The sequence below is a fragment of the Mycobacterium europaeum genome (assembly GCF_034555895.2).
GTDB lineage: Bacteria > Actinomycetota > Actinomycetes > Mycobacteriales > Mycobacteriaceae > Mycobacterium > Mycobacterium europaeum.
This window is the reverse complement of the sequence record NZ_CP157315.1, coordinates 4,466,039-4,490,185: the sequence shown is the minus strand read 5'-3', so window position 1 is coordinate 4,490,185 and position 24,147 is coordinate 4,466,039. Positions and strand designations below refer to the sequence as shown.

General features: G+C 68.6%; 22 protein-coding genes and 2 pseudogenes. 18 read left to right on the top strand and 6 right to left on the bottom strand.

Annotated elements, in window-relative coordinates; genetic code table 11:
• Positions 1–54 precede the first annotated feature (54 nt).
• From U8D42_RS20670 to U8D42_RS20655, 4 genes are all read right to left on the bottom strand, one after another.
• Positions 55–750 (bottom strand): DUF427 domain-containing protein, encoded by a 696-nt coding sequence (locus U8D42_RS20670; RefSeq protein WP_322858402.1) that lies wholly within the window; start codon positions 748–750, stop codon positions 55–57.
• A 165-nt stretch (positions 751–915) separates the two neighbouring features.
• Positions 916–1,854, bottom strand: a complete 939-nt coding sequence (locus U8D42_RS20665) for a hypothetical protein (protein WP_322858403.1) — start codon at positions 1,852–1,854, stop codon at positions 916–918.
• Between the two features lie 5 nt (positions 1,855–1,859).
• The gene (locus U8D42_RS20660; protein ID WP_322858404.1) at positions 1,860–2,327 is read right to left on the bottom strand and encodes a hypothetical protein; all 468 of its coding nucleotides are present in this window, start codon (positions 2,325–2,327) and stop codon (positions 1,860–1,862) included.
• Positions 2,328–2,777: 450 nt separating this feature from the next.
• Positions 2,778–3,764 (bottom strand): TolB family protein, encoded by a 987-nt coding sequence (locus U8D42_RS20655; protein ID WP_322858405.1) that lies wholly within the window; start codon positions 3,762–3,764, stop codon positions 2,778–2,780.
• A gap of 599 nt (positions 3,765–4,363) precedes the next feature.
• Between U8D42_RS20655 and U8D42_RS20650 the strand changes: the two genes are divergently transcribed.
• The 8 genes from U8D42_RS20650 (at position 4,364) to U8D42_RS20615 (ending at position 11,911) form a co-directional block, all read left to right on the top strand.
• Positions 4,364–5,533 (top strand): CaiB/BaiF CoA transferase family protein, encoded by a 1,170-nt coding sequence (locus U8D42_RS20650; protein ID WP_322858406.1) that lies wholly within the window; start codon positions 4,364–4,366, stop codon positions 5,531–5,533.
• A gap of 136 nt (positions 5,534–5,669) precedes the next feature.
• Positions 5,670–6,260 (top strand): hypothetical protein, encoded by a 591-nt coding sequence (locus U8D42_RS20645; protein WP_322858407.1) that lies wholly within the window; start codon positions 5,670–5,672, stop codon positions 6,258–6,260.
• A complete protein-coding gene (locus tag U8D42_RS20640; RefSeq protein ID WP_322858408.1) occupies positions 6,260–6,964 on the top strand; it encodes an NIPSNAP family protein in 705 nt (234 codons plus the stop codon). Before U8D42_RS20645 ends, U8D42_RS20640 begins: the two co-directional genes overlap by 1 nt.
• 17 nt (positions 6,965–6,981) lie before the next feature.
• A complete protein-coding gene (locus U8D42_RS20635) occupies positions 6,982–8,190 on the top strand; it encodes a cytochrome P450 (protein ID WP_085239536.1) in 1,209 nt (402 codons plus the stop codon).
• Between the two features lies 1 nt (position 8,191).
• Positions 8,192–9,160, top strand: coding sequence for a zinc-binding dehydrogenase (locus tag U8D42_RS20630; RefSeq protein ID WP_322858409.1), 969 nt, complete (start codon positions 8,192–8,194; stop codon positions 9,158–9,160).
• On the top strand, positions 9,157–9,906 hold the full coding sequence (locus tag U8D42_RS20625) for an HpcH/HpaI aldolase family protein (protein ID WP_322858410.1): 750 nt from the start codon (positions 9,157–9,159) through the stop codon (positions 9,904–9,906). Before U8D42_RS20630 ends, U8D42_RS20625 begins: the two co-directional genes overlap by 4 nt.
• A complete protein-coding gene (locus U8D42_RS20620; RefSeq protein ID WP_322858411.1) occupies positions 9,903–10,637 on the top strand; it encodes an SDR family NAD(P)-dependent oxidoreductase in 735 nt (244 codons plus the stop codon). Before U8D42_RS20625 ends, U8D42_RS20620 begins: the two co-directional genes overlap by 4 nt.
• Positions 10,638–10,717: 80 nt before the next feature.
• Entirely contained in the window at positions 10,718–11,911 is a 1,194-nt protein-coding gene (locus tag U8D42_RS20615; RefSeq protein WP_322858412.1) for an enolase C-terminal domain-like protein, read from the top strand.
• A 3-nt stretch (positions 11,912–11,914) separates the two neighbouring features.
• On the opposite strand, the pseudogene U8D42_RS20610 reads toward U8D42_RS20615, so the two are convergent.
• Positions 11,915–13,019, bottom strand: a pseudogene (locus U8D42_RS20610) (alcohol dehydrogenase catalytic domain-containing protein).
• Between the two features lie 14 nt (positions 13,020–13,033).
• On the opposite strand from U8D42_RS20610, the gene U8D42_RS20605 reads away from it, so the two are divergent.
• The 3 genes and pseudogenes from U8D42_RS20605 to U8D42_RS20595 all read left to right on the top strand — a co-directional run.
• Positions 13,034–13,525 (top strand): acyl-CoA thioesterase, encoded by a 492-nt coding sequence (locus U8D42_RS20605; RefSeq protein ID WP_322858413.1) that lies wholly within the window; start codon positions 13,034–13,036, stop codon positions 13,523–13,525.
• A gap of 94 nt (positions 13,526–13,619) precedes the next feature.
• The gene (locus U8D42_RS20600; RefSeq protein ID WP_085239492.1) at positions 13,620–14,060 is read left to right on the top strand and encodes an SRPBCC family protein; all 441 of its coding nucleotides are present in this window, start codon (positions 13,620–13,622) and stop codon (positions 14,058–14,060) included.
• A 1-nt stretch (position 14,061) separates the two neighbouring features.
• Positions 14,062–14,240: pseudogene (locus U8D42_RS20595) on the top strand (gamma-glutamyl-gamma-aminobutyrate hydrolase family protein); the annotation flags it as partial.
• Here the strand turns inward: U8D42_RS20595 and U8D42_RS20590 are convergent.
• Positions 14,169–14,855, bottom strand: coding sequence for a GntR family transcriptional regulator (locus tag U8D42_RS20590; protein WP_322858414.1), 687 nt, complete (start codon positions 14,853–14,855; stop codon positions 14,169–14,171). The pseudogene U8D42_RS20595 and the gene U8D42_RS20590 sit on opposite strands and share 72 nt — an antisense overlap.
• Positions 14,856–15,017: 162 nt before the next feature.
• Here U8D42_RS20590 and fadD5 point away from each other — a divergent pair, with 162 nt between their 5' ends.
• From fadD5 to U8D42_RS20555, 7 genes are all read left to right on the top strand, one after another.
• Complete coding sequence (gene fadD5, locus U8D42_RS20585) at positions 15,018–16,658, top strand: fatty-acid--CoA ligase FadD5 (protein WP_322858415.1); 1,641 nt, start codon at positions 15,018–15,020, stop codon at positions 16,656–16,658.
• Positions 16,659–16,908: 250 nt separating this feature from the next.
• Complete coding sequence (locus tag U8D42_RS20580; RefSeq protein ID WP_085239495.1) at positions 16,909–17,724, top strand: MlaE family ABC transporter permease; 816 nt, start codon at positions 16,909–16,911, stop codon at positions 17,722–17,724.
• Between the two features lies 1 nt (position 17,725).
• Positions 17,726–18,595: an MlaE family ABC transporter permease gene (locus U8D42_RS20575; RefSeq protein WP_085239496.1), complete on the top strand. Its 870-nt coding sequence runs from the start codon at positions 17,726–17,728 to the stop codon at positions 18,593–18,595.
• Positions 18,596–18,600: 5 nt separating this feature from the next.
• Entirely contained in the window at positions 18,601–19,902 is a 1,302-nt protein-coding gene (locus U8D42_RS20570; RefSeq protein WP_322858416.1) for an MCE family protein, read from the top strand.
• Positions 19,899–20,939 (top strand): virulence factor Mce family protein, encoded by a 1,041-nt coding sequence (locus tag U8D42_RS20565; RefSeq protein ID WP_085243138.1) that lies wholly within the window; start codon positions 19,899–19,901, stop codon positions 20,937–20,939. Before U8D42_RS20570 ends, U8D42_RS20565 begins: the two co-directional genes overlap by 4 nt.
• Positions 20,936–22,528, top strand: coding sequence for a virulence factor Mce family protein (locus U8D42_RS20560; RefSeq protein ID WP_322858417.1), 1,593 nt, complete (start codon positions 20,936–20,938; stop codon positions 22,526–22,528). The genes U8D42_RS20565 and U8D42_RS20560 overlap by 4 nt, the downstream gene beginning before the upstream one ends.
• The gene (locus U8D42_RS20555) at positions 22,525–24,138 is read left to right on the top strand and encodes a virulence factor Mce family protein (RefSeq protein ID WP_322858418.1); all 1,614 of its coding nucleotides are present in this window, start codon (positions 22,525–22,527) and stop codon (positions 24,136–24,138) included. The genes U8D42_RS20560 and U8D42_RS20555 overlap by 4 nt, the downstream gene beginning before the upstream one ends.
• The last annotated feature ends 9 nt before the right edge of the window (positions 24,139–24,147 follow it).

Below are 24,147 nucleotides of genomic sequence, written 5' to 3'. Positions count from 1 at the left end.
CACCACGCTGCTGGGCGGGGTGCTGTTCATGCTGGCGATCGTCGGGCTGGCGAGCTAGGTGAGGCCGCTCGCCGGCAGCTCGGCGTCGACGTCGGCCCGGGCGGTGTCGAAGCTGAAAAACCCCTTGATGGGCAGGCTTTCCGGGGGCGGGTCACGGTAGCTCCAGGCGATGTCGTCGACGACGTGACCATCCACGACGGCGGACCAGTACGTCGCGAAACCCTTGTAGTTGCAGTAGCTCGACGTGTCCGAACGGCGCAGCAGGTCGGTGCGCACGCACGCCGGATCGACGTAAAGCCTTGGCTCCAGCGAAGTTTCGAAAAGGATGACGGTGTCGTCGGTGTCCACCAGCACCGCGCCCGCGACCGAGACCCGCAGGCGCCGCCTGGTGGGGCGGCAGTCGACGCGATGGTAGGGGTTGGGCGGGTAGTGCACGAGTTCGCGGCCTTCTTCCAGCCAGCTGTCGACGGCGTCCCAGGGCACGTGCACGAAGCCCGGGGCCTCCGGCTCGGCCTCGGCGGGCAGGTCGCCGACCTCGCCCGCCGGGAAGGCATAGCTCAGCGGCCGGCCCCGCCGGTGCACCAGCAACGCCCGCTCGGTGTCGATCACCCGGCGCCCGTCCTTGATGGCCTGGATGCGGCGGGGGTGCGGCTCGATGTAGACCGCGAGGTCGAGGCCGGCCGGTATCGCGGGTCTGAACCGGCCCGCCGGATCGCTGCTGAGCGGGCCTCGCCCGGCTACCAGACTCATGGTGTCAAGCGTCCCAGACCGGGCGTCGGCGCGGGCTCTGGCGCCTCCGATTCCTGACAATCGGTGTCGGACGTGCGTCGCACGCTCGAGCGCATGGTGGCTGAAATGCAGGGCTCGACCCCCGCCTGCAGGAGTTTGCCGGATGACGGCGGCAGCGTCGCCCGTCTAACCGACGACGTCGGCGCAGGTGTGCTCATCCGGGAGCAATGGCCGCATGGCGATCTCCCAGAGAGCATCCCCCGAGCGCCAGGGCGCGGTTCGGGAAGTCCCAGACGCTGCGGCGGTCACGGCTCGGAGGTCCGCATCGGTGACGACGAAGCACCGCGTCGACGCAGCGGGCCAGTTTGTCGGCGTGCCGGCCGTGGCGAGATCGCCGACGGGCCACATCGCTGCAGGCTTGGTAGCCGAGGCCGCCGCCGGTCCGAGCACGAACACTGCCACCCCCGTCGGTGGGTACGGACTCGGAGTGCCGACGCCGGTGATGCGCTCGGGGTGCTCGAGCAAATCGATGAAGCGCGAGACGCGCTCGCGTGCCGCGACGGTGGCGGCGTCGAGTCCGGCAACGGGATACCCGAGCGCGCGCACGAGTACATCGTGCCGCCTGCCGTCGGCGACGAGGAGAATGCGGGTGTTTACGGCATCGAAGATTTTCGGGGTGCCATAGTCCGGCGAGTCGGCGAGGAGCCCCGCATTGCTCGCCTCGGTGAGCAGGTTCTGCAGGGCTGCTTCGGGGATTCGACGTTCCTCCATCGCGACGAGCACCGGCGTATCGGCCCCCGTTGCCGACTGCCGGAGATAGCGGCCATCTCCCGAGATCCAGACCCGGGGCAATGAATCGTCGACGCGTACGACGGGCAGCACGAGGCCGCCGCCGCTGGACACCTCGATCATGACCTCGTCAGACCCCCGCGGCAGAGTGAATCGGCCACTGCCCGTGCCCTTTTGGTTGTCGTCTGCGGTATGTGCGCAGCTCGCGATCGCGACGACGAAGATCGCGAGGATCGTGCGCAACGCCGCCCAGCGGTGACGGCCCCTGTTGAAAAGAGCTCCGCCACTCCCGTCGCCGAAGCCGAGTCGGATGCGCGCGTAATGGTGGTCGAGCATCGTCGTTAGGGCCCGGTGCCGGATGAGACGATCTTGCCGTCAGAAACCGTCCAGAAGGTCGGGAGCTGCCCGCTGCCCGCTGGGAACGGCGTGGTGTACTGCGCCGCGAACTGCACTCGGTACTCCTGGCCACCTACGGGGTCGATGTCAAGCGCCCGCACACAGCTGACGTGTTGGCTCATCATGTCTGCGAACGCCTGCTGGGATCCGTACTCGGAACGGAGGCGATCGCCGAGAAGGTTCCAGGCCGTTGCGTAATCCTTGTCGTTGATCGCCGTGAAGTAGCTGACGAGCGTCCTCTCGTCTGAGGTCTTGGGGCTGAACGACTCACGTGATGATCCGCAGCTCGACTCGGCGGGGGGCGTGCCTGTCGTCGGGGTCCGACCGTCGACAAGGAAGAGCTCGCCGGATTGGCGGGAGGAGCGAGTCAGGGACAGTGTGATTCCGATGGCGAGTCCGACGACGAGTAGCAATGCAACCGCGTAGGAAAAAACGGATCGGCGACGGGACTGGCGGGACACGGCATGTGCGCGGACCGACCGTGCGAAGGGTTGTGCTCCGGAAGCGATTTCCGCGCTGGGAGTGGCGGGCTGACCCACCGCCGGCTCAACCGCGGGCACCCCGCCGACTGGGTGCGCACAATTGGCGCAAAACGCTGCGGCCGGCTCGAGTGGTGCGCCACACGAGGAACAGAAATGACCGGTCATAGAAGTCGAACGTAAGTACCGCGACCAAGTGCGAACAGGGGCCAAAGGTCACCACGGTTAGGGTCGCTCTGCCATGGCGTCGGATGAGAACCCGCTGGGCTGTCCGTCATCGTCGACGGCGAGGCGAATTCGGCGGCGGTATCAGGTGATCGGCAGGCGCCCGCCCCGCATTGATGCAGGGGTGCCGAACACCTGCAGCACGGCGAAAACTCTGACTCATGGTTGCCGGGGCGACCATGCGAAGGAGTCCACGCCGGTGTCGACCCGTCTGGGGCTGCGGTTGTCGAGATCGGTTACCACCAGTGCGCTTTGAGAAGAGGTGTCGAGGTAGGCGACGACGTCGCCGGGACCCCACACCGGTCCTTGGGTGACTCGACAAGAGCCTTGTCCCCGAGGAGACTTTTGACAATTCAACCCCGTCCCGACGTCGGTGATGGTCGTGCGCGGCAGCGACGAGCCCTTGTCGAGAATCTGGATCGTCTTGGGAGAACTGGCACCGCCTCGCGTGACGGCTTGCGTGGTGAAGGCCACAGCACCGGAGCCCAGGGCCGCGATGTCGCCGTAGTACAACCCCGACCTGATGAACAGGGGGGTGGGGGTGGCCGGCGTCGCGCCGGATTCGGCGGGGGCAGCGACGGAGTAGATACCGCCCGTGCGGACGGCGAACGGATTCTTGGGGAACATGACCGGATCCGTGGTGTCTCCGTTGGTGAAGACGATCGTGCTGCCCCCGTCGCCGTAGGTCACCGAGGAGGCGTTCGTCCCGGTAGCGACCGGTGTAGACCCGCCGCCGACGGCGGCGAGGACGTTGACGTCCACCGGCCCGACATCGCTGCGTTCGTTCAACCAGACGATGTGGCTGCCGTCGGGCGCCCACGCGAAGGCGGATTCGGCGAAGGGCGCCCACGCGGCGGCGGGCGGTTGTTGTCTGGGCTGCACTGCACCGGTGTCGGCCGCCGCGACCAGCAGGACGCCTCCGTCCACGGCCCCACCGGTCGGGTTGTCGACGAAGGCCACCTGTTGTCCGGTCGGTGACCACCGGGGACTCGCGACCATCGCGGGTATGCCGCCGGTGCCGTGCGGAAGGGCGGCCGGGTCCACCAGCCGCCGGGGTGGGCCGGCGGGTGCGAGTTGCGGCGAGAGGCCGAGCACCCACAGCTCACCGCCATAGTCGGAAGCTGTTGTCTTGCGGACGAATGCCACGTGCGATTGGTCGGGGGAGGGCGCTGGCTGTGTGTCCACACTTCCCGCTGTCAGTTGGCGGCCAGGGGTACCGGCGGGTGCGCTGACATACAGCGACCCATCCTTGGCATAGAACAACGCAGCCATCGGCTTGGTCCCCGGCGCGGTTGTCGCGGAGTTCGGTGTGGATGCAGATGGTGCGGCGGTCGGACCCGTCTTGCCCGCCGACTGACAACCGGCGAGCGCTAAAACGCCCAGCAGTGCCGCCCACCGATGGCTACGGCGCTGGATCATGGACGTCACCCTAACGCCCGTATGGCCTGTGACCAGGCAAGGACGTGAATCTCAGGGATGATGGGACCCTCAAGATTGAGGTGGGGGCTAAAGCACTGACGGCTCAACAGGCCCGCAGGGACAAGGTCGCGGCGCGCAGATTCCGAGACCAAATGCGTGACATGTTGTTTGCGTTCCAGGGTGGCCCGAGCACCAGCCCGTTCTGCACCTGGATGAACGATCGCCGGGAACCCGAAGCACTACCCGAGGACTGGACACCCGACGAACGGGCACTGCAACCACTGCCCTACCGCCGGCGTCTAGTCCGGCTCATTATGGTTCCAGACATGACTGGACCGATGGAGGGCATCAACGTCGTCGAGCTCGGGGTGTGGGTCGCCGGGCCGGCGACCGGCGGCATCCTGGCCGACTGGGGTGCAGACGTCGTCAAGATCGAACCGCCGGGCGGTGATCCGGGCCGGATGTTCGGCAAGATGCTGGGCTGCGACCTCGGGGTCAACCCGCCGTTCGAAATGGATAACCGCTCCAAGCGCAGCGTCGTGCTCGACCTCACCGAGGAGGCCGGTCGCGACACGGCGTTCGAATTGCTCGACGGCGCGGACGTTTTCGTGACCAACGTGCGGCCGGCGGCGCTAAAACGGCTGGGGCTCGACTACGAAGCGGTGGCGGCCCGCAACCCGCGGCTGGTCTACGGGCTGATCACGGGATACGGCGAGACCGGGCCCGACGCCGACCGGGCCGCCTACGACGTGGCCGCGTTCTGGTCGCGGGCGGGCGTCGCGCACCTGCTCACCCGGCCCGGCGACACCCCGCCTTTCCAGCGCGGCGGCATGGGCGATCACTCCGCCGGCATGACGCTGGCGGCCGCCGTCTGCGCGGCGCTGGTCGCCCGCGCGCGCACCGGCACCGGCCAACTGGTGAGCACCTCGCTCTACCGCCAGGGCGCCTACACCGTGAGCTTTGACCTCAACACCTACCTGCTGACCGGCCAGCCGATCGCGATCGGGCAACGCGAATCGATGGGCAACCCGTGCATGAACAACTACGCCACGGCCGACGGGCGCCGATTCTGGATCGTCGGGCTCCAAGGCGATCGGCACTGGCCCCCGCTGTGCCGCGCGGTCGGCCACCCGGAGTGGCTTTCCGACCCCCGGTTCAGCGACGCGTACTCGCGGTTCGTCAACGCGGTCGAGCTGATCGCCGAGCTGGACGCGGTCTTTGCCACCCGCACGCTCGACGAATGGGCTCAGGTCTTCGCCGCCGAGCCGGATTTCTTCTGGTCGCCGGTGAACAGCCTCGAAGACGTCGTGGCCGACGAGCAATTCCACGCCGCGGGCGGCATCGTCGACGTCCCGGACGGGCAATCCAGCGTCCCGATGGTGGCCACACCGGCCGATTTCCACGGCACCCCGTGGGCACCGCGTTCTGCCGCACCGGAACTCGGGCAGCACACCGAGGAAGTCCTCGCCGAACTCAAAGCGCGCCGCGGCTCGTGACCACCGGTCGCGCCTTTACAAAATCCCTCACAAGTGTCACGCTGTCCGATGTGTCGCGTGAGCGGCGCCAGCCCAGGACAAGCGTTGCGGTAAACGCCGAAGCACGGATTCGATGCGGCGGTGAGGAACGGATTGAATGGTCACGTCAACGTTCGACATCAGGGAAGGCAGCCGGGTCGACGCCCGGGCGAGCCGTGCTGACCGGGAGTGCCTGCGATACCGGCTCGACGTCATCGCGGTCAGCGCCGTCGACGTGGTCCGATCGGCCGGAGGTTGGCTCTACGATCGGGCGATGGCCGGCTGGCAGGTGACGGTGCTGCTGCCGAGCGGCAGCGACTCCCGGTCCCTGCGGATCCTCGGTGCGCAGGCGGTGGACTTCGAGGAGCAATTCGCCGCCACGGGTCCCCGCCGGGCGAGCCAGAGCCTGGCGGTGAGCGCCGAGGCGTTCACCGCGGATGCGCGCGTGCGCGACACGGTGCTCGCGTCGCTCGACGACCGGCTGACCGAAGTCGCCTTGTGGGGCCGGGCGCCCTCCGGGTGGCCCCTACGGGTGGACCGGGGGGTGGCCAGGGCGCAGTACGCGCTCAGCGCGGCCGCCCGAAGGTTCAAGGGCCATGCGCTGGCCGCGGCCGGGATCGATTGTCCCGCGGTCGATTCCACCGAGACGCTGCTCTGCGACCTGGCGACCTGCGGACGCGGTGATTCGGGGCTGGTCCGGCTCGACTGATGAAGAAGTATCACCGGCACACACTGCTCTATCTGCACGAGACGATCTCGCTCGGCTCCGGGCGAAGCGACTGCTTCACCGAGGTCTTCACCGACACCTACCGGCCGATGATGGACGAGCTCGGTGCCCGGCTGTTCGCGATCTGGGAGAGCACGCCCTACAACGGTCACTGGCCGCAGGTGACAATCATCTGGGAGATCGACGGGTTCGCCGACTATGCGCGCATCGGGGCGGCCCAGGCCCGCGGCGGCAGCCACGAGGCCGCGTTCGGCAAGTGGTCGGCCTTTCTGGCCGACACCGGCGCCACCGGGGAGGGCCGCATCATGTACCCGGGCCCCAGCAACAAGACCCTCGCCCAGCTGCTCGAGGCGAATTTCACTGCGCCGCTGGTGATTCAGGAGATCATGCAGACCAAGCCGGGGCGTCAGGACGACTACATCCGCGAACTGGAGCGGCTCTACGTCCCCTGGTCGGAACGCACCGGCAAGCGCTGGCTGGGGTCCTTCACCACGACGTTCCGCTACAACGAGGTCATCCACTACTGGGCGCTGGACGGCGGCTGGCAATGCTTCGCCGACCACTACCCCTCGTGGAAGGAAAGCCCACCCGCCGAGATCGTCACCTGGATGAGTGTGGCGCCCGCCCTGCGCGACGGCTGGGAAGACTCGATCCTGCAGGCCCTACCGCCGTCGCCGCTGCAGTGACGGGACAGCAAGAGGCCGTGAACTTCTCCTACGACCCCTTCGACGCGCGGGTGATGGCCAATCCGCTGCCGTACTACCGCATCCTTCGCGATCACCACCCCGTGTACTACATGCCGCAGTGGGACACCTTCGCCCTGTCCCGCTTCGAGGACGTCTGGCAGGTGCTGGAGGTCAACGACGGGACGTTCGTCGCGTCGGAAGGGACCCTGCCGGCGGCGTCGGTCTTGGCCACCCACAACACCGGCCCGGTGGCCGACCCGCCGCTGCACCCGCTGCCGTTCCACGCGGTGTTCGACACGGATCTGTACGCGGAGATCCGGCGGGCGCACTCCGGGCCGCTGCGCCCCCGGGCCGTCGCCGGGTGGGAGGCCCGAATCCGCGCGCTGGCCAACGAGCGCCTCGACGAGCTGCTGCCCCGCGGTTCGTTCGACCTGACCCAGGACTACGGCGGCATCGTCGTGGCGTCGGTCGTATGCGAACTGCTGGGCATCCCAACCGATCTCGCGCCGCAAGTCCTCGCGGCGGTCAACGCCGGCAGCCTCGCCGAGCCCGGCGTCGGGGTGGACACCGCCGAAGCGCGGCCCAACTATTTCGAATACCTGCTGCCGGCCGTCCGCCGCCGCCGGGACCGGTCCGGGGATCCGCTGGCCGTCGTGGACGGCCTGCTCGGCTACCGCCTGCCCGACGGCAGCCCGCTCGACGACGTCGAGGTCGCCACCCAGATGCTGTGCATCTTCATCGGCGGCACCGAGACGGTGCCCAAGATCGTCGCCCACGGGCTGTGGGAGCTTGGCCGGCGGCCCGACCAGATGGCCGCGGTGCGCGCCGACCCCGAGAACAACGTGCCGATCGCGCGCGAGGAGATGATCCGGTACTGCGCGCCGGCGCAGTGGTTCGCCCGAACCGCGCGCAAGCCGTTCACCATCCACGACCAGACCATCCGGCCCGGCCAGCGAATCATCACCCTGCTCGCCTCGGCCAACCGCGACGAACGCGAGTACCCCCAACCCGACGAATTCATCTGGGACAGACCCATCCGGCGCTCCCTGGCCTTCGGCCGCGGCCAGCACTTCTGCATCGGCTACCACCTGGCCAGGCTGGAAGTCGCTGTGCTGCTACAGGAATGGCTGCGCCGGGTTCCCGACTACGCGATACAGGCCGAGGCCGCCCAACGGCTACCCTCCAGTTTCCAGTGGGGATGGAACACCATCCCGGTGGAGGTCTGACGTGTGGTCCTACCGGATCGTCGCCCCCTATGTGTTCGAGCGGACATCGATTCCCGAGAAGACACCCGAGTGCCTCGCCGACGGCCAGGTGTTGCTGCGGTTCACGGCGGCCGGTGTCTGCGGTAGCGACCTGCCGGCCTTCCACGGCGCGCGCGGCCGGCTGCCGGGCGACGACGGCACCAGCGCGGCCGAGAAGGACGGCTTCCCGATCCATGAAGTCACCGGCGAGGTGATCGCCAGCCGGCACGCCGACCACCGTCCCGGCGACCGCGTGGTGGGCTGGGCCTCCGGGTTCGACGGCATGATGGAACGCGTGGTCACTGACGGCGACGGTCTGGCGCCCTACGACCCGGCGCTCACCCCGGCGCAAGCGGTCGGCCTGCAACCACTGGCGTGCGTCCTGTACGCCCTCGAGCAACTCCCGGACCTCGCCGGCCAACACGTGGCGATAATCGGCCAGGGCTCCATCGGACTGCTGTTCTCCTACGTCGCCAAGGCGGCTGGCGCGCGGCGCGTCACCGGGGTCGACCCCGTCGACCGGTCAAGTCTGGCAACGGCATTCGGTGTCGACGACCCGGTACGCGCCACCAGCGACCGCTGGGTCAGCCGGCTTGCCGCCGCCGACCGCGCCGATGTCGTCATCGAGGCCGTCGGCCACCAGGTGGCCACCCTGGGCCACGCCATCGACGCGACCGCGCCCGGCGGCACGATCTTCTATTTCGGCGTCGCCGACGACGACGCCTATCCGATCAGCATGCGCAGCATGCTGCGCAACAACCTGACGCTGAAGTCCGGCGTCACCCTGGACCGGCGGCGGATGCTGGGGCTCGCGGGGAAGTTCGCCGCCGAACATCCCGGGCTGCTCGCCACCTACCTGACGCACACGTTCGGCATCGACGACGTGCAGGCCGCCTTCGAGCTGGCCTGCCGCCCGGTCCCCGAGCGCGTCAAGATCGCGATCGCGGGATGACCGAGAACTTGCGGAGGGCGCTGGACCGGGCCACCCCCGTCTGGGGTGGCTGGGTCACCGGGCCCACGCTGCTCGGCCCCGAGGAATTCGCCCGCGCCGGTTACGATTACGTGGGTTTCGACGCCCAGCACGGCTACCTCGATGACGCCGACATCGCCGGCATGCTGCGCCGGACCGAACACCTGCCCATCGGCACGCTGGTGCGGCTGCCCAACGCCGACGCGGCCCCGATCGGGCGCGTACTCGACGCCGGCGCCGACGCCGTCGTCATCGCCATGATCGAGTCGGCGGACCAGGCCGCCGCGGCCGTGGCAGCCACCCGCTACCCGCCCGCAGGCATCCGCAGCTTCGGCCCCCTGCGCGCCGACCTCGGCCGCGACACCGCCGCGCTCGAGTCCCGGGTCAGCGTGTTCGCCATGATCGAGACGGCCGCGGCGCTGTCCGGCCTCGACCGGATCTGCGCCGTCGAAGGCCTCGCCGGGCTCTACGTCGGGCCCGCGGACCTGGCCCTCTCGCTGGGCGTGCGCGTGGACGGCGCAACCAGAGATCCCGCCGTCCTGGATGCCATCGTGCGAATCCACCGTGCGGCCAACGAGGCCGGGCTGGTGACCGGCATTCACGCCGGGGACGGCACCACGGGGCGCGCCATGGCGAAGCTGGGCTTCTCCATGATCACCCTGACCGCCGAATCACACGCGCTGCGGCGCGGGGCCGCCGAGCACCTGCGGGAGGCGACCGAACCATGAACGATGCTCCACGCGTCGCACTGGTGACCGGCGCGGCCGGCGGGCAGGGCTGGGCCATCGCCAAACACCTACGCGCCGAAGGCTACTCGGTGGCCGCCTGCGACCGGCGCGCGCACGAACTGGCCACCGCGGTCGGCGAACTGGGCGACGACGAGGTGATCGCGCTCGAACTCGACGTCACCTCGGAGGCGGGTTGGCGCTCGGCCGTCGACACCACGATCGGACGGTTCGGCGCGCTGACCACGCTGGTCAACGGCGCCGGCGTGCTGCACCGGGCCTCGCTGGCCGACGAGACCGCCGAGGGTTTCGAAAATTCCTGGCGGGTCAACTGTTTCGGGGCCTTCCTGGGTATCCACGCGGCGCTGAACCACCTGCGCGCGGCGCAGCACGCCGCCGTCGTCAACATCTGCAGCACCGGAGCCATCCGCGCCTTCCCGCACCACGCCGCCTACGGTTCGGCGAAGTGGGCCCTGCGCGGCCTGACCCAGAACGCGGCCGCGGAACTGGCCCCCCTCGGCATCCGGGTCAACGCCGTGTTCCCCGGACCGATCGCGACCCCGATGCTCGACGACGCGACCCAACTGCGGCTCGCGGCGTCGTCGGCCTTCGGGCGCATCGGCCAGCCGAGCGAGATCGCCGACGCCGTCGCGTTCCTGGTCTCCGAGCGGGCGTCGTTCATCACCGGTTCGGAACTGGTCGTCGACGGCGGCCAATGCGTGCAGGTGCGATGAGGGGGTCCGAGGTCGGCATCGTCGGCGCGGGACCTTCGCCCCTACTCTGAGCGCGCGGGTCCTCGGCAAAATGTGCTGCCATGAAGATCACCGGCCTCGAGGTCGTGCCGTTCGAGTCGTTCGTGGATCGAATCTCATTCGGCCAGCTGATGACCGACCACCCCGTGGTGCAGACCGTGACCAAGGTGCTCACCGACGAGGGGATCGAGGGCTATTACTTCGGCGGTCACTTCCACGGCGACCAGGACGGCCTGCTGCCCGGCGATCAGGCGATCATCCGGCAATTCCTGAGCCCGCTGCTGGCCGGGCACGACCCATTCGACCGGGCGGAGATCTGGCGGCAACTGTGGGCGGCGAAGCTCCCCGAAAACGTCTGCAGCGTCATCGATCTCGCGCTGTGGGATCTGGCCGGCCGGGCCGCGGGGCTGCCCGTGCACAAACTGCTGGGCGGCGCCCGGGACCGGGTCAAGGCCTATGCGAGCAGCTTCAACAACCTCGGATCCCCCGACGATTACGCCGCCCACGCCGTCGAGTGCAAGCGGCAGGGCTACGCCGCCTACAAGATTCACCCCTACCACTACTGGAATCCGGCGACAGGTCAGTTCGCGCTGCCGCGACCGTCCTACGTGGACTGGGACATCCGGGTGTGCCGCGAGGTTCGGGCGGCCGTCGGCGACGAGATGGTGTTGATGTTCGACCCCTGGGGCACCTACCACACCCACCAAGACGCACTGCGGGTCGGCCGTGAGCTGGAGCGGTTGGGCTTCTACTGGTACGAGCATCCGATGCCGGAGTACCGGGTCGAGGCCTACCGGCGACTCGGCGACGAACTCGACATCCCGATCTGCTCACCCGAGATCGCCGAGGGTGGCATCTACACCCGGGCCGACTGGATCCTGCGCGGGGCCTCCGACATCAGCCGCATCGACGTCCTGCGCGGCGGCATCACGGGCGTGATGAAGCTGGCCGGGATGTGCGAGGCGGTCGGCATGCGCTGCGAGCTCCACATGAGCGGCTTCGGCAACCTGCAGGTGCTCGGCGCCACCAGCGAGGACGTCTGCGAATACTACGAGCGCGGCCTGCTCGGGCCCGGGGCCCGCTACGACGTCGCGCCGCCGTACCTCAGCGCGCCGTGCGACCCGCTCACGCCGGACGGATTCGTCCCGATACCGTCGGCGCCCGGGCTCGGCTACGAAATCCGTTGGGACTACATCGAAGACCACCGGCTGCCGGACGTGGCGGTGGAACCCGTCGCGCCCCTGCACCCGAGATAGCGGCTAGTCGAACCTGATGAGCTGCCGGACGGCGATGCCGTCGGCCAGATTGTCCATCGCCTCGTTGATCTGATCCAGCCGGATCGAGGACGACACCAGCGATTCCACCGGCAGCCGGCCCGCCTGCCAGAGCGCGACGAAGCGGGGGATGTCACGGCTGGGCACCGCCGAGCCCAGGTAACTGCCGATCAGGGAGCGGCCCTCGGCCACGAAACCTAACGGCGACAACGTGATTCGCGCGGCCGGCGGCGGCAGGCCGACAGTGATGGTGCGGCCGCCGGGCGCGGTCAGGTCGATGGCCGTCTCGAGCGCGGCGGGATGGCCGACGGCCTCGATGACCACGGCGGCCTTGACCCCCGCGTCCACCGCCTGCTGCGGCGTGTACGCCTCGTGCGCGCCCTGGGCGCGGGCGGCGGCCAGTTTGTCGGGTAACTGGTCGACGGCAACGACGCGCACGCCGTCATAGGTGAGCGCCGTGAGCACCGCAGCCATGCCGACGCCGCCGAGGCCGACGACGGCGACTGTCTGACCCGGCCTCGGATCGCCCACGTTGAGCACGGCGCCACCGCCGGTCAGCACCGCGCACCCCAGCAGCGCCGCGACCTCGGGCGGCACGTCGGGCGGCACCGGAACCACACTGGCGCGGTTGACGACGGCGTGCGTCGCGAAACCCGAAACGCCGAGGTGGTGGTGCACCGGGTGGCCGGCCTGGCTGAGCCGGATGTCGCCGCCCAGCAGCGTCCCGGCGGCGTTGGCCGCGCTCCCCGGCTCGCAGGGCGTCAGGCCCTCGGTCGCGCACGCCGCGCAATGACCACACCGCGGCAAGAACACCAGCACCACCCGCTGGCCGACGGCGAGGTCGGTGACGCCGTCACCGAGCTGCTCGACGATTCCGGCCGCCTCGTGCCCGAGCAGCATGGGCATGGGACGCACCCGGTTACCGTCGACCACCGACAGGTCGGAGTGACACACGCCCGCCGCCTCGATGCGGATCATCACCTCACCGCTGCCCGGCGGCTCCAGGTCGAGATCGACGACGCGGATCGGCCGGGACTCGGCGTACGGGCGGGCCAGTCCGGTCCAGCACGGCACCGCGAATCCGAACCATGTTGGAATACAACCATGGCTTCGGACCCCCCGGTCTCGCCGGCTCCGGCGGTGCCGCCGGCACCGGACGGGCTCACCAGCGACGACTTCCCGGTGCGGTGGCCGGTGGGCACCCGGTGGGCCGACAACGACATGTTCGGCCACCTCAACAACGCGGTGTACTACCAGTTGTTCGACACCGCGATCAACGCCTGGATCAACACCGGCGCCGGACTGGACCCGCTCACCACACCCGCCCTGGGCATCGTCGCCGAATCCGGCTGCCGGTACTTCTCGGAACTGCATTTCCCCGAGGCTCTGGTGGTGGGCGTGGCGGTGACCCGGTTGGGCCGCAGCAGCGTCACGTACCGGCTCGGCGTGTTCCGGCCGGTGCAGGCCGAGCAGGCGCAGCCCATCACCGCGCTGGGGCACTGGGTGCACGTCTACGTCGACCGGTCCAGTCGCAAGCCGGTTCCCATCCCCGACGACGTCCGCACGTTGCTGTCCACGGCGGTCGTGGACCGGTAGGCCGAGATCACCCGTCGCAGCGGCGTTTTCGCGTTCCCCCGCGGTCCGGGCCGCAGCGGCGGAGCGGACCCGCGGCCCCGGCTATGCTTCGCCAATGCCAGTTATGAGCAAGACCGTCGAGGTCCGCGCCGACGCCGCCAGGATCATGGGCATCGTCGCCGACTTCGAGGCCTACCCGCAGTGGAACGAGGAGATCAAGGGCCTGTGGGTGCTCGCCCGCTACGACGACGGGCGCCCCAGCCAGCTGCGGCTCGACACCGACTACCAAGGCATGCAAGGCATGTTCATCCAGGCCGTGTATTACCCGGGGGAAAACCAGATCCAGACCGTGCTGCAGCAGGGCGACCTCTTCACCAAGCAGGAACAGCTGTTCAGCGTGGTGGAGCTGGGCGAGTCGAGCCTGCTGACCGTGGATCTGGACGTCGAGACCTCGATGCCGGTGCCCGCGCCGATGGTCAAGCAGCTCCTCAACAACGTCCTGGACCACCTGGCCGAGAAGCTCAAGCAGCGCGCCGAACAGCTGGCCACCGGCTAGGTCCGATGGCGGCGACCCGCTTCGCCCGGCTTCGGCGCGCTCGCGATCGCCGCTGGGTCCGATGGCGGCGGCCCGCTTCGCCCGGCTTCGCCGCGCTCGCGATCGCCGTTAGGGACCGGTGCGGTCCCGCATCTCGATCAGCCGCGCCGCGGCGTCGGTGAACTGCCAGACGGTGTGCTCGATCACCGCCGCCGCATCCCGCCGGCGCAGCGCGGCGATCAGCTGCCGGTGATTCTCGACGGCGGCCGCGCCCCACTGCTGATCGGCGGCGTACACCAGCACCGGCATGTAGCGCGCGGCGTTGAGCAGGAACCAGGCCAGCTTGATGCGGCCGCTCGCCTGATTGAAGACCCGGTGGAACGCGAACTCAATGCCCGCGATGGTCTCCGCGTCACTGGACCCGACGGCCGCGGCGAGCGCCTCGTTGATGCGCTCGAGCTCGTTGATGTCGGCGTCGGTGATGTGGTCGGTGGCGGCGGCCGCCAGCTCCCTGGCGATGGTGGCCTGCAGCCAGAAGATGTCCTCGATGTCTTGGCGCGTCAGCGGCAGCACGACGTGGCCGCGGTGCGGTTCGAGTTGCACCATGCCCTCGCCGCGCAGCTTCAGCAGCGCCTCGCGCACCGGTGTGACGCTGACGCCGAGCTCGGCCGCGGTCTCGTCCAGCCGGATGAACGTGCCCGGCCGCAGGGTCCCGGACATGATCGCCGCCCGCAGGTGGCCCGCGACCTCGTCGGACAACTGCGCCCGGCGCAGCGGCCGTCGGCTCCTCAGTCGCGTGGATATCGGTGCGTTCACGGGGGCTGCCAGGGCTTTCGGGGGCTTCGGGGAGGTTGGTCTGAAACTTTTGTCGGGGCTTGTCAGCAGGGCCTCAAGGCCATAATGTGACCCACACAACACCATGTTTTATCAAATATCAACCTGGCGCAAGCGGTGCTCGAGTGAAGGGAAAGGGCTGAGTTGACCGCGCAATTGGCGAGCCATCTGGCACAGGGAACCGAACAGCCGTATCTGGCCCGGCGACAGAACTGGGTGACCCAGCTCGAGCGGCACGCCCTGATGCAGCCCGGCGCGACGGCGTTGCGGTTCCTCGGGAAGACCGTGACGTGGGGGGAGTTGCGGGACCGGGTGTCGGCGCTGGCCGATGCGCTGAGCCGTCGGGGAGTCGGCTTCGGCGATCGGGTGATGGTGCTGATGCTCAACCGCACCGAATTCGTCGAGTCGGTGCTGGCGGTCAACATGCTCGGCGGCATCGCCGTTCCGCTGAACTTCCGGCTCACCGCCGCCGAAATCGCGTTCCTGGTTCAGGACTGCGAAGCGCGCGTGATGATCACCGAATCGGTGCTCGCCCCGGTGGCGACCGGGGTCCGCGACGTCGAGCCCCTGCTGGGCACGATCGTCGTGGCCGGCGGCTCGACCGACGACAGCGTGCTGGGCTACGAAGACTTGATCAACGAGCCCGGGCCCTCGCACCAGCCCGTCGACATCCCCAACGATTCGCCGGCGCTGATCATGTACACGTCGGGCACCACCGGCCGCCCGAAGGGTGCCGTGCTGACCCACACCAACCTGACCGGCCAGACCATGACGGGGCTGTACACCAACGGCGCCGACCTCAACAGCGACGTCGGGTTCATCGGGGTCCCGTTCTTTCACATCGCCGGCATCGGCAACATGCTGACCGGCATGCTGCTCGGCACGCCGACGGTGATCTACCCGCTCGGAGCGTTCGAGCCGGGACAATTGCTCGACGTGCTGGCCGAAGAGAAGGTCACCGGGCTCTTCCTGGTGCCCGCACAGTGGCAGGCGGTCTGCGCCGAGCAGCGGGCGCGTCCGCGCGACCTGAGATTGCGGGTGATCTCGTGGGGGGCCGCGCCGGCGCCCGACGCGCTGCTGCGCGAGATGTCGGCGACGTTCCCCGGAGCTCAGATCCTCGCCGCGTTCGGCCAGACCGAGATGTCGCCGGTCACCTGCATGCTGCTGGGCGAGGACGCGATCCGCAAACGCGGATCGGTCGGCAAGGTTATTCCGACCGTGGCCGCCCGCGTGGTCGACGAAAACATGAACGACGTACCCATCGGCGAGGTCGGCGAAATCGTTTACCGCGCACCGACTTTGATGAGTGGCTACTGGAACAACCCGGAGGCCACCGCGGAGGCGTTCGCGGGCGGCTGGTTCCATTCCGGGGACCTGGTCCGGATGGACTCCGACGGCTACGTCTGGGTGGTGGACCGCAAGAAGGACATGATCATCTCGGGCGGTGAGAACATCTACTGCGCCGAGGTGGAAAACGTGCTGGCCAGCCATCCGGGCATCGTCGAAGTCGCGGTGATCGGGCGTTCCCACGACAAGTGGGGTGAGGTGCCGATCGCGGTCGCGGCCGTCGCCGGCGACTCGCTGTTGCTCGACGAGCTGGAGGAATTCCTGACCGAGCGGCTGGCGCGGTACAAGCATCCCAAGGCGCTCGAGATCGTGGATGCGCTGCCGCGCAACCCGGCCGGTAAGGTGCTCAAGACTGAGCTACGCATTCGCTACGGGTCCGCAAATATCGGCGAAAGTCGTTCCACCGCAAGAGATTTAAATGCCAGAGAGGAAAGCTGACGGAAACTGTAACGTTTGCCCGTTGTTGACGAAGGGTTAATTGTGCTGATGCAGTTCACACGTGCTTGGCCATCGGGTACATTCCTGTGGTCTCCGTTACTACTTGCCAGTAGGGAGCCGATGGTCACACACGTTGGATTGAGGCGGAGCGGGGGCACCACCTCGACCGCGAAGCGGCGAGGGGGCGAGGCGTGCGACACGATCCGCCGTGGCGCCGTGAGGCGCGCGGTACCAGCTGGAGGGGGCAGCGGTGACTTCAACGTCGGCTAGTCGGCAGGGCCCCTATTTGGTGGGGTACTTGCGCGACCAGCTGCAGACGCCGCTGACGGTCATCGGCGGGTTTTTCCGGATGTGCGTGCTGACCGGAAGGGCGTTGTTCCGCTGGCCGTTCCAGTGGCGCGAGTTCGTCCTGCAGTGCTGGTTCATCATGCGGGTGGCGTTCCTGCCGACCATCATGGTGTCGATCCCGCTGACCGTCTTGCTGATCTTCACGCTCAACGTGCTGCTGGCGCAGTTCGGCGCCGCCGACCTGTCGGGGGCGGGCGCGGCGATCGGCGCCGTCACCCAGCTCGGCCCGCTCACCACGGTGCTGGTGGTGGCCGGCGCCGGTTCGACGGCGATCTGCGCCGACCTCGGTGCGCGCACCATCCGCGAGGAGATCGACGCGATGGAGGTGCTCGGCATCGACCCCATCCACCGGCTGGTGGTGCCCCGGGTGATCGCCGCGACCCTGGTCGCCACCTTGCTCAACGGCCTGGTGATCACCGTCGGCCTGGTCGGCGGCTACCTGTTCGGCGTCTATCTGCAGAACGTCTCCGGTGGCGCCTACCTGGCCACCCTGACCACGATCACCGGCCTGCCGGAGGTGGTCATCGCGACCGTCAAGGCCGCGACGTTCGGTCTGATCGCCGGGCTGGTCGGCTGCTACCGCGGCCTGACGGTGCGCGGCGGGTCCAAGGGCCTGGGCACCGCAGTCAACGAGACCGTCGTGCTCTGCGTCGTCGCGCTGTATGCGGTCAACGTGGTGCTGACGACCATCGGCGTGCGATTCGGAACGGGCCACTGACATGTCGACCGCTGCCGTATTACGCTCCCGCTTCCCGCGGGCGGTGGAAAACCTCAACCGCTACGGCGGCGCCGCGGGCCGCGGGCTCGACGACATCGGCCAGATGGCCTGGTTCGGGGTGCAGGCCCTCGGGCACGTCCCGCACGCGCTGCGCAACTACCGCAAGGAGACGTTGCGGCTGATCGCCCAGATCGGCATGGGCACCGGCGCGATGGCCGTCATCGGCGGCACGGTCGCGATCGTCGGCTTCGTCACCCTGTCGGGTAGCTCCCTGGTGGCCATCCAGGGCTTCGCCTCGCTGGGCAACATCGGCGTCGAGGCGTTCACCGGATTCTTCGCCGCGCTGATCAACGTGCGCATCGCCGCCCCGGTCGTCACCGGCATCGCGATGGCCGCCACCGTCGGGGCGGGCGCCACGGCGGAGTTGGGCGCCATGCGCATCAGCGAAGAGATCGACGCCCTGGAAGTCATGGGCATCAAGTCGATTTCGTTCCTGGCGACCACCCGGATCATGGCCGGCCTGGTGGTCATCATTCCGCTCTACGCGCTGGCCATGATCATGTCGTTCCTGTCCCCGCAGATCACCACCACGGTGCTCTATGGGCAGTCCAACGGCACCTATGAGCACTACTTCCGGACGTTCCTGCGTCCCGACGACGTGTTCTGGTCCTTCCTGGAAGCCATCATCATCACGGCGGTCGTTATGATCACCCACTGCTTCTACGGCTACAACGCCGGCGGCGGGCCCGTCGGTGTCGGCGAGGCCGTCGGCCGGTCGATGCGTTTCTCGCTGGTATCGGTTCAGGTCGTTGTTCTGGCTGCCGCGTTGGCGCTCTACGGCGTCAACCCCAACTTCGCGCTCACGGTGTAGCCGCCATGACGTCGCCGGTGAAGGTCAACCCGCCCCGCAAGCCGCCGTACAAGCTGGCGGGCGCCGCGGCGCTGGTCATCGCGCTGGTGGCGCTGGCCCTGGTCTACGGGCAGTTCCGCGGCGACTTCACCCCGAAGACCAAGCTGACGATGCTGGCGTCGCGGGCGGGGCTGGTGATGGATCCGGGCTCGAAGGTCACCTACAACGGGGTGGAGATCGGCCGGGTGGGCAACATCTCCGAGACCCTGCGCGACGGCAAGCCGGCCGCCAAGTTCACGCTGGAGGTCTATCCGCGGTACCTGTCGCTGATCCCGGCCAACGTGAACGCCGACATCAAGGCCACCACGGTGTTCGGCGGCAAGTACGTGTCCCTGACGACGCCGCAACACCCCTCCCCGCAGAGGCTCAACCCGCACACCGTGATCGACGCGCGGTCGGTGACCACCGAGATCAACACGCTGTTCCAGACGGTCACCTCGATCGCGGAGAAGGTGGATCCGGTCAAGCTGAACCTGACGCTGAGCGCGGCCGCCCAGGCGCTGACCGGGCTGGGCGACAAATTCGGGCAGTCGGTGGTCAACGCCAACGCGGTCCTCGATGACGTCAACCCGCAGATGCCGCAGGCGCGTCGCGACATTCAACTGCTGGCGGGCCTGGGTGACACCTACGCCGACGCCGCGCCCGACCTGCTGGACTTCCTGAACAACGCGGTGATCACCGCGCGCACCGTCAATGCCCAGCAGAAGGATCTGGACCAGGCGCTGTTGTCGGCGGCCGGGTTCGGCAACACCGGCGCCGACATCTTCAACCGCGGTGGCCCGTACCTGGCGCGCGGCGCGCAAGACCTGGTGCCCAGCGCGCAGCTGCTGGACACCTACAGCCCCGAGCTCTTCTGCACGCTGCGCAACTACCACGACATCGAGCCGAAGGCCTCCTCCTTCCTGGGCGGCAACGGATACTCGCTGAATGCCCACACCGAGGCGCTGTCCGGGTTGGGGTTGCTGGCCAACCCCGTGTCGGCGGTGGTCACCCTGGCCAGCCTGGTCGGTGGCCTGGCGGGGGTCGTCGGCGGCGCGCCGAACCCGTATACCTACCCGGAGAACCTGCCGCGGGTGAACGCCCGTGGCGGCCCGGGGGGCGCGCCGGGGTGCTGGCAGCAGATCACCCACGACCTGTGGCCCGCACCGGAGCTGGTGATGGACACCGGCAACAGCCTCGCGCCGTACAACCACCTCGACACCGGGTCCCCGTACGCCATCGAGTACGTCTGGGGCCGCCAAGTAGGGGATAACACGATCAACCCATGAAAATCACCGGAACCATCGTCAGGCTCAGCATCTTCTCGTTGGTGCTGCTGATCTTCACCGTGATGATCGTCGTCGTGTTCGGTCAGATGCGTTTTGACCGCACGAACGGATACTCGGCGGAGTTCACCAATGTGAGCGGGCTGCGGGCCGGCCAATTCGTCCGCGCGTCCGGCGTGGAGATCGGCAAGGTCAGTTCGGTCAAGGTGGTCGACGGCGGCAAGCGGGCGCGGGTGGAGTTCAACGTCGACCGCTCGGTGCCGCTGTACCAGTCGACGACCGCCCAGATCCGCTACCTCGATCTGATCGGCAACCGCTACCTGGAGCTCAAGCGCGGCGAGGGCGAGGGCGCCGAGCGGGTGCTGCCGCCGGGCGGCTTCATCCCGGCGTCGCACACCTCGCCTGCGCTGGACCTGGACGCCCTGATCGGTGGGTTCAAACCGCTGTTCCGGGCGCTGGACCCGCAGAAGGTGAACACCATCGCCACGTCCCTGATCACCGTGTTCCAGGGACAGGGCGGCACGATCAACGACATCCTCGACCAGACCGCGCAGCTGACCAACCAGATTGGTGAGCGCGACCAGGCCATCGGCGAGGTCATCAAGAACCTGAACATCGTGCTGGACACCACGGTGCGCCACCGCCAGCAGTTCGACCAGACGGTCAACAACCTCGAGGTGCTCATCACGGGGCTGAAGGACCACGGCGACCAGCTGGCCGGCGGCACCGCGCACATCAGCAACGCCGCCGGGACGGTCGCCGACCTGCTCGCCGAGGACCGCGGCCTGCTGCACAAGACGCTCAACTACCTGGACGCGATCCAGCAGCCGCTCATCGACCAGCGCGACGGGCTCGACGACTACCTCAAGAGGGTGCCCACCGCGTTGAACATGATCGGCCGCGCCATCGGCTCCTACGGCGACTTCGTGAACTTCTACGCCTGCGACATCACGCTCAAGATCAACGGCCTGCAGGCCGGCGGCCCGGTCCGCACGGTCCGGCTGTTCCAGCAGCCGACGGGTAGGTGCACCCCGCAATGAGAACACTGGAACCACCCAACCGGGTTCGCATCGGCCTCATGGGCATCCTGGTGACGCTGCTCGTCATCGGCGTGGGGCAGAGCTTCACCAGCGTCCCGATGATCTTCGCCAAGCCCAGCTACTACGGGCAGTTCACCGACACCGGGGGCATCAACTCCGGTGACAAGGTGCGCATCGCCGGCGTCGACGTCGGCAAGGTCGAAGGTCTGGAGATCGACGGCGACCACATTCGGCTGAAGTTCTCGATCGGCACCGCCACCATCGGCACCGAGAGCCGGCTGGCGATCAAGACCGACACCATCCTCGGCAAGAAGATCCTGGACGTCGAGGCCCGGGGCGCCCAGCCGCTGCGGCCCGGCGCCACCCTGCCGATCGGGCAGAGCACGACGCCTTACCAGATCTACGACGCGTTCTTCGACGTCACCAAGGCCGCGCAGGGCTGGAACATCGACACGGTCAAGGAATCGCTGCACGTGCTGTCGCAGACCATCGACCAGACCTACCCCCACCTGAGTGCGGCGCTCGACGGCGTGGCCAAGTTCTCCGACACCATCGGCAAGCGCGACGAGCAGGTCAAGCATCTGCTCGCCCAGGCCAACCAGGTGGCCAGCGTGCTGGGCGACCGCAGTGAGCAGGTGGACCGGCTGCTGGTCAACACCAAGACGCTGCTGGCCGCCTTCAACGAGCGCGGCCAGGCCATCAACGCGCTGCTGGCCAACGTCGCCGCCTTCTCCGAGCAGGTCAAGGGTTTCATCAACGACAACCCCAACCTCAACCACGTGCTCGAGCAACTGCGCACCGTCAGCGACATCCTGAAGGCACGCAAAGACGACGTCGCCGCGGGGCTGAGCGAGGTCGGCAAGTTCCTGCCGTCGTTGAACGAGTCCATCGCGTCGGGGCCGTTCTTCAAGGTGGTCCTGCACAACCTCGCGCTGTACCAGATCATTCAGCCGTGGGTCGACGCCGCGTTCAAGAAGCGCGGGATCGACCCGGAGAACTTCTGGCGTAGCGCCGGGCTGCCCGAATTCCGGTGGCCCGACCCGAACGGCACCCGGTTCCCCAACGGCGCGCCGCCGCCGGCGCCGCCGGTGCTCGAGGGCACGCCGGAGCACCCGGGGCCGGCCGTCCCGCCGGGATCGCCCTGCTCGTACACCCCGGCCAACCCGGGCGGCAACGTCACCGTCGGCGACGAGGGTCTGCCGCGGCCGTGGAATCCGCTGCCCTGCGCGGGCGGGGGTATCGGTCCGTTCGGCGGTTCGGGCTTCCCGGCGCCGGTCGACGTGATGACCTCGCCGCCGAACCCGGGCGGCCTGCCGCCGACGCCGGGCATCCCGATCGCGGGACGGCCGGGCGACCCGCCGCCGAACGTTCCGGGGACCCCCGTCCCGCTGCCGGCGCAGGCACCGCCGGGTGCGCGCACCGAGAACCTGGCGCCGGCCGGACCGACGCCACCGCCGTCGACGTTCGCGCCCGGTTTCCCGCCGGGGCCGGCGGCACCACCCGGGCCCGGCGAACAGTTGCCGGCGCCCTTCATCAACCCCGGCGGATCGGGAGGCAGCGGCGCGGCCGGGGGAGGTAGCCAGAATTGAGCACCGCCTTTGACATCCGGAACATCCGGCTACCGAAGCTGACGCGGGCGACCGTGATCCTCGGCTCGCTGGTGATCGTGCTTGCCCTCGTCGTCGGGTTCGTCGGGTGGCGGCTCTACCAGAAGCTGACCACCAACACGGTGGTGGCCTATTTCCCGGCGGCCAACGCGCTGTACCCGGGCGACAAGGTCCAGATCATGGGAATGCGGGTAGGCGCGATCGACAAGATCGAGCCGGCCGGCGACAAGATGAAGGTCACCTTCCACTACGAGAACAAGTACCGGGTGCCGGCGAACGCCAACGCGGTCATCCTCAACCCGACGCTGGTGGCCTCGCGCACCATCCAGTTGGAGCCGCCCTACAAGGGCGGCCCGGTGCTGGCCGACAACGCGGTGATCCCCGAGGAGCGCACGCAAGTCCCGGTGGAATGGGACCAGCTGCGCAACAGCATCACCAACATCATCTCCAAGCTGGGGCCGACGCCGGAGCAGCCGACCGGACCGTTCGGTGAGGTCATCGAGTCCTATGCCAACGGGCTGGCCGGCAAGGGCAAGGAGATCAACACCACGCTGAGCAACCTGTCGCAGGCGCTGACGGCGCTCAACGAGGGCCGCGGCGACTTCTTCGCCGTGGTGAAAAGCCTGGCGCTGTTCGTCAACGCGCTGCACAAGGACGACCAGCAGTTCGTCGCGCTGAACCAGAACCTGGCGGAGTTCACTACGCGGCTGGCGCACAACGACACGGACCTCTCGAACGCGATCGAGCAGTTCGACGGCCTGTTGTCCACGGTGCGCCCGTTCCTGAACAAGAACCGCGAGGTGCTGACCTACGACATCAACAACCTGGCGACCGTGACGAACACGATCCTGCAGCCCGACCCGCTCAACGGGCTGGAGACCGCGTTGCACGTGCTGCCGACGGCCGCGGCCAACATCAACCAGATCTATCACCCGTCGCACGGATCGGTGGTCGCCATCCCGGCGATCACGAACTTCGCCAACCCGATGCAGTTCATCTGCAGCTCGATCCAGGCGGGCAGCCGGCTCGGGTATCAGGAGTCCGCCGAACTGTGCGCGCAGTACCTGGCGCCGATCCTCGACGCGATCAAGTTCAACTACCTGCCGTTCGGCGCGAACCTGTTCAGCACCGCGGAGACCCTGCCCAAGGAAGTGGCCTATTCGGAAGACCGGCTGCACCCGCCGAACGGATACAAGGACACCACCGTGCCGGGCATCTGGGTCCCGGACACCCCGACGTCGCACCGCAACACGCAGCCCGGCTGGATCGTGGCGCCCGGGATGCAGGGGCAGCAGGTGGGGCCGATCACCGCGGGCCTGATGACGCCGGACTCGCTGGCCGAACTCATGGGAGGCCCCAACATCGCGCCCGTCCAGTCGAACCTGCAGACCCCGCCGGGGCCGCCCAACGCCTACGACGAGAACCCGATCGTGCCGCCCATCGGCCTGAACGCGCCGGTGCCGATCCAGCCGCCGCCGCCGGGACCCGACGTGGCCCCCGGCCCGGTGGCCCCGACGCCGGCGCCGGTCGCGGCGCCCGCACCCAACGCGGGCGGGCCCGCGGTGCCGACTGACTTCGGGGGTGGCCAGTGAGGAGCAAGC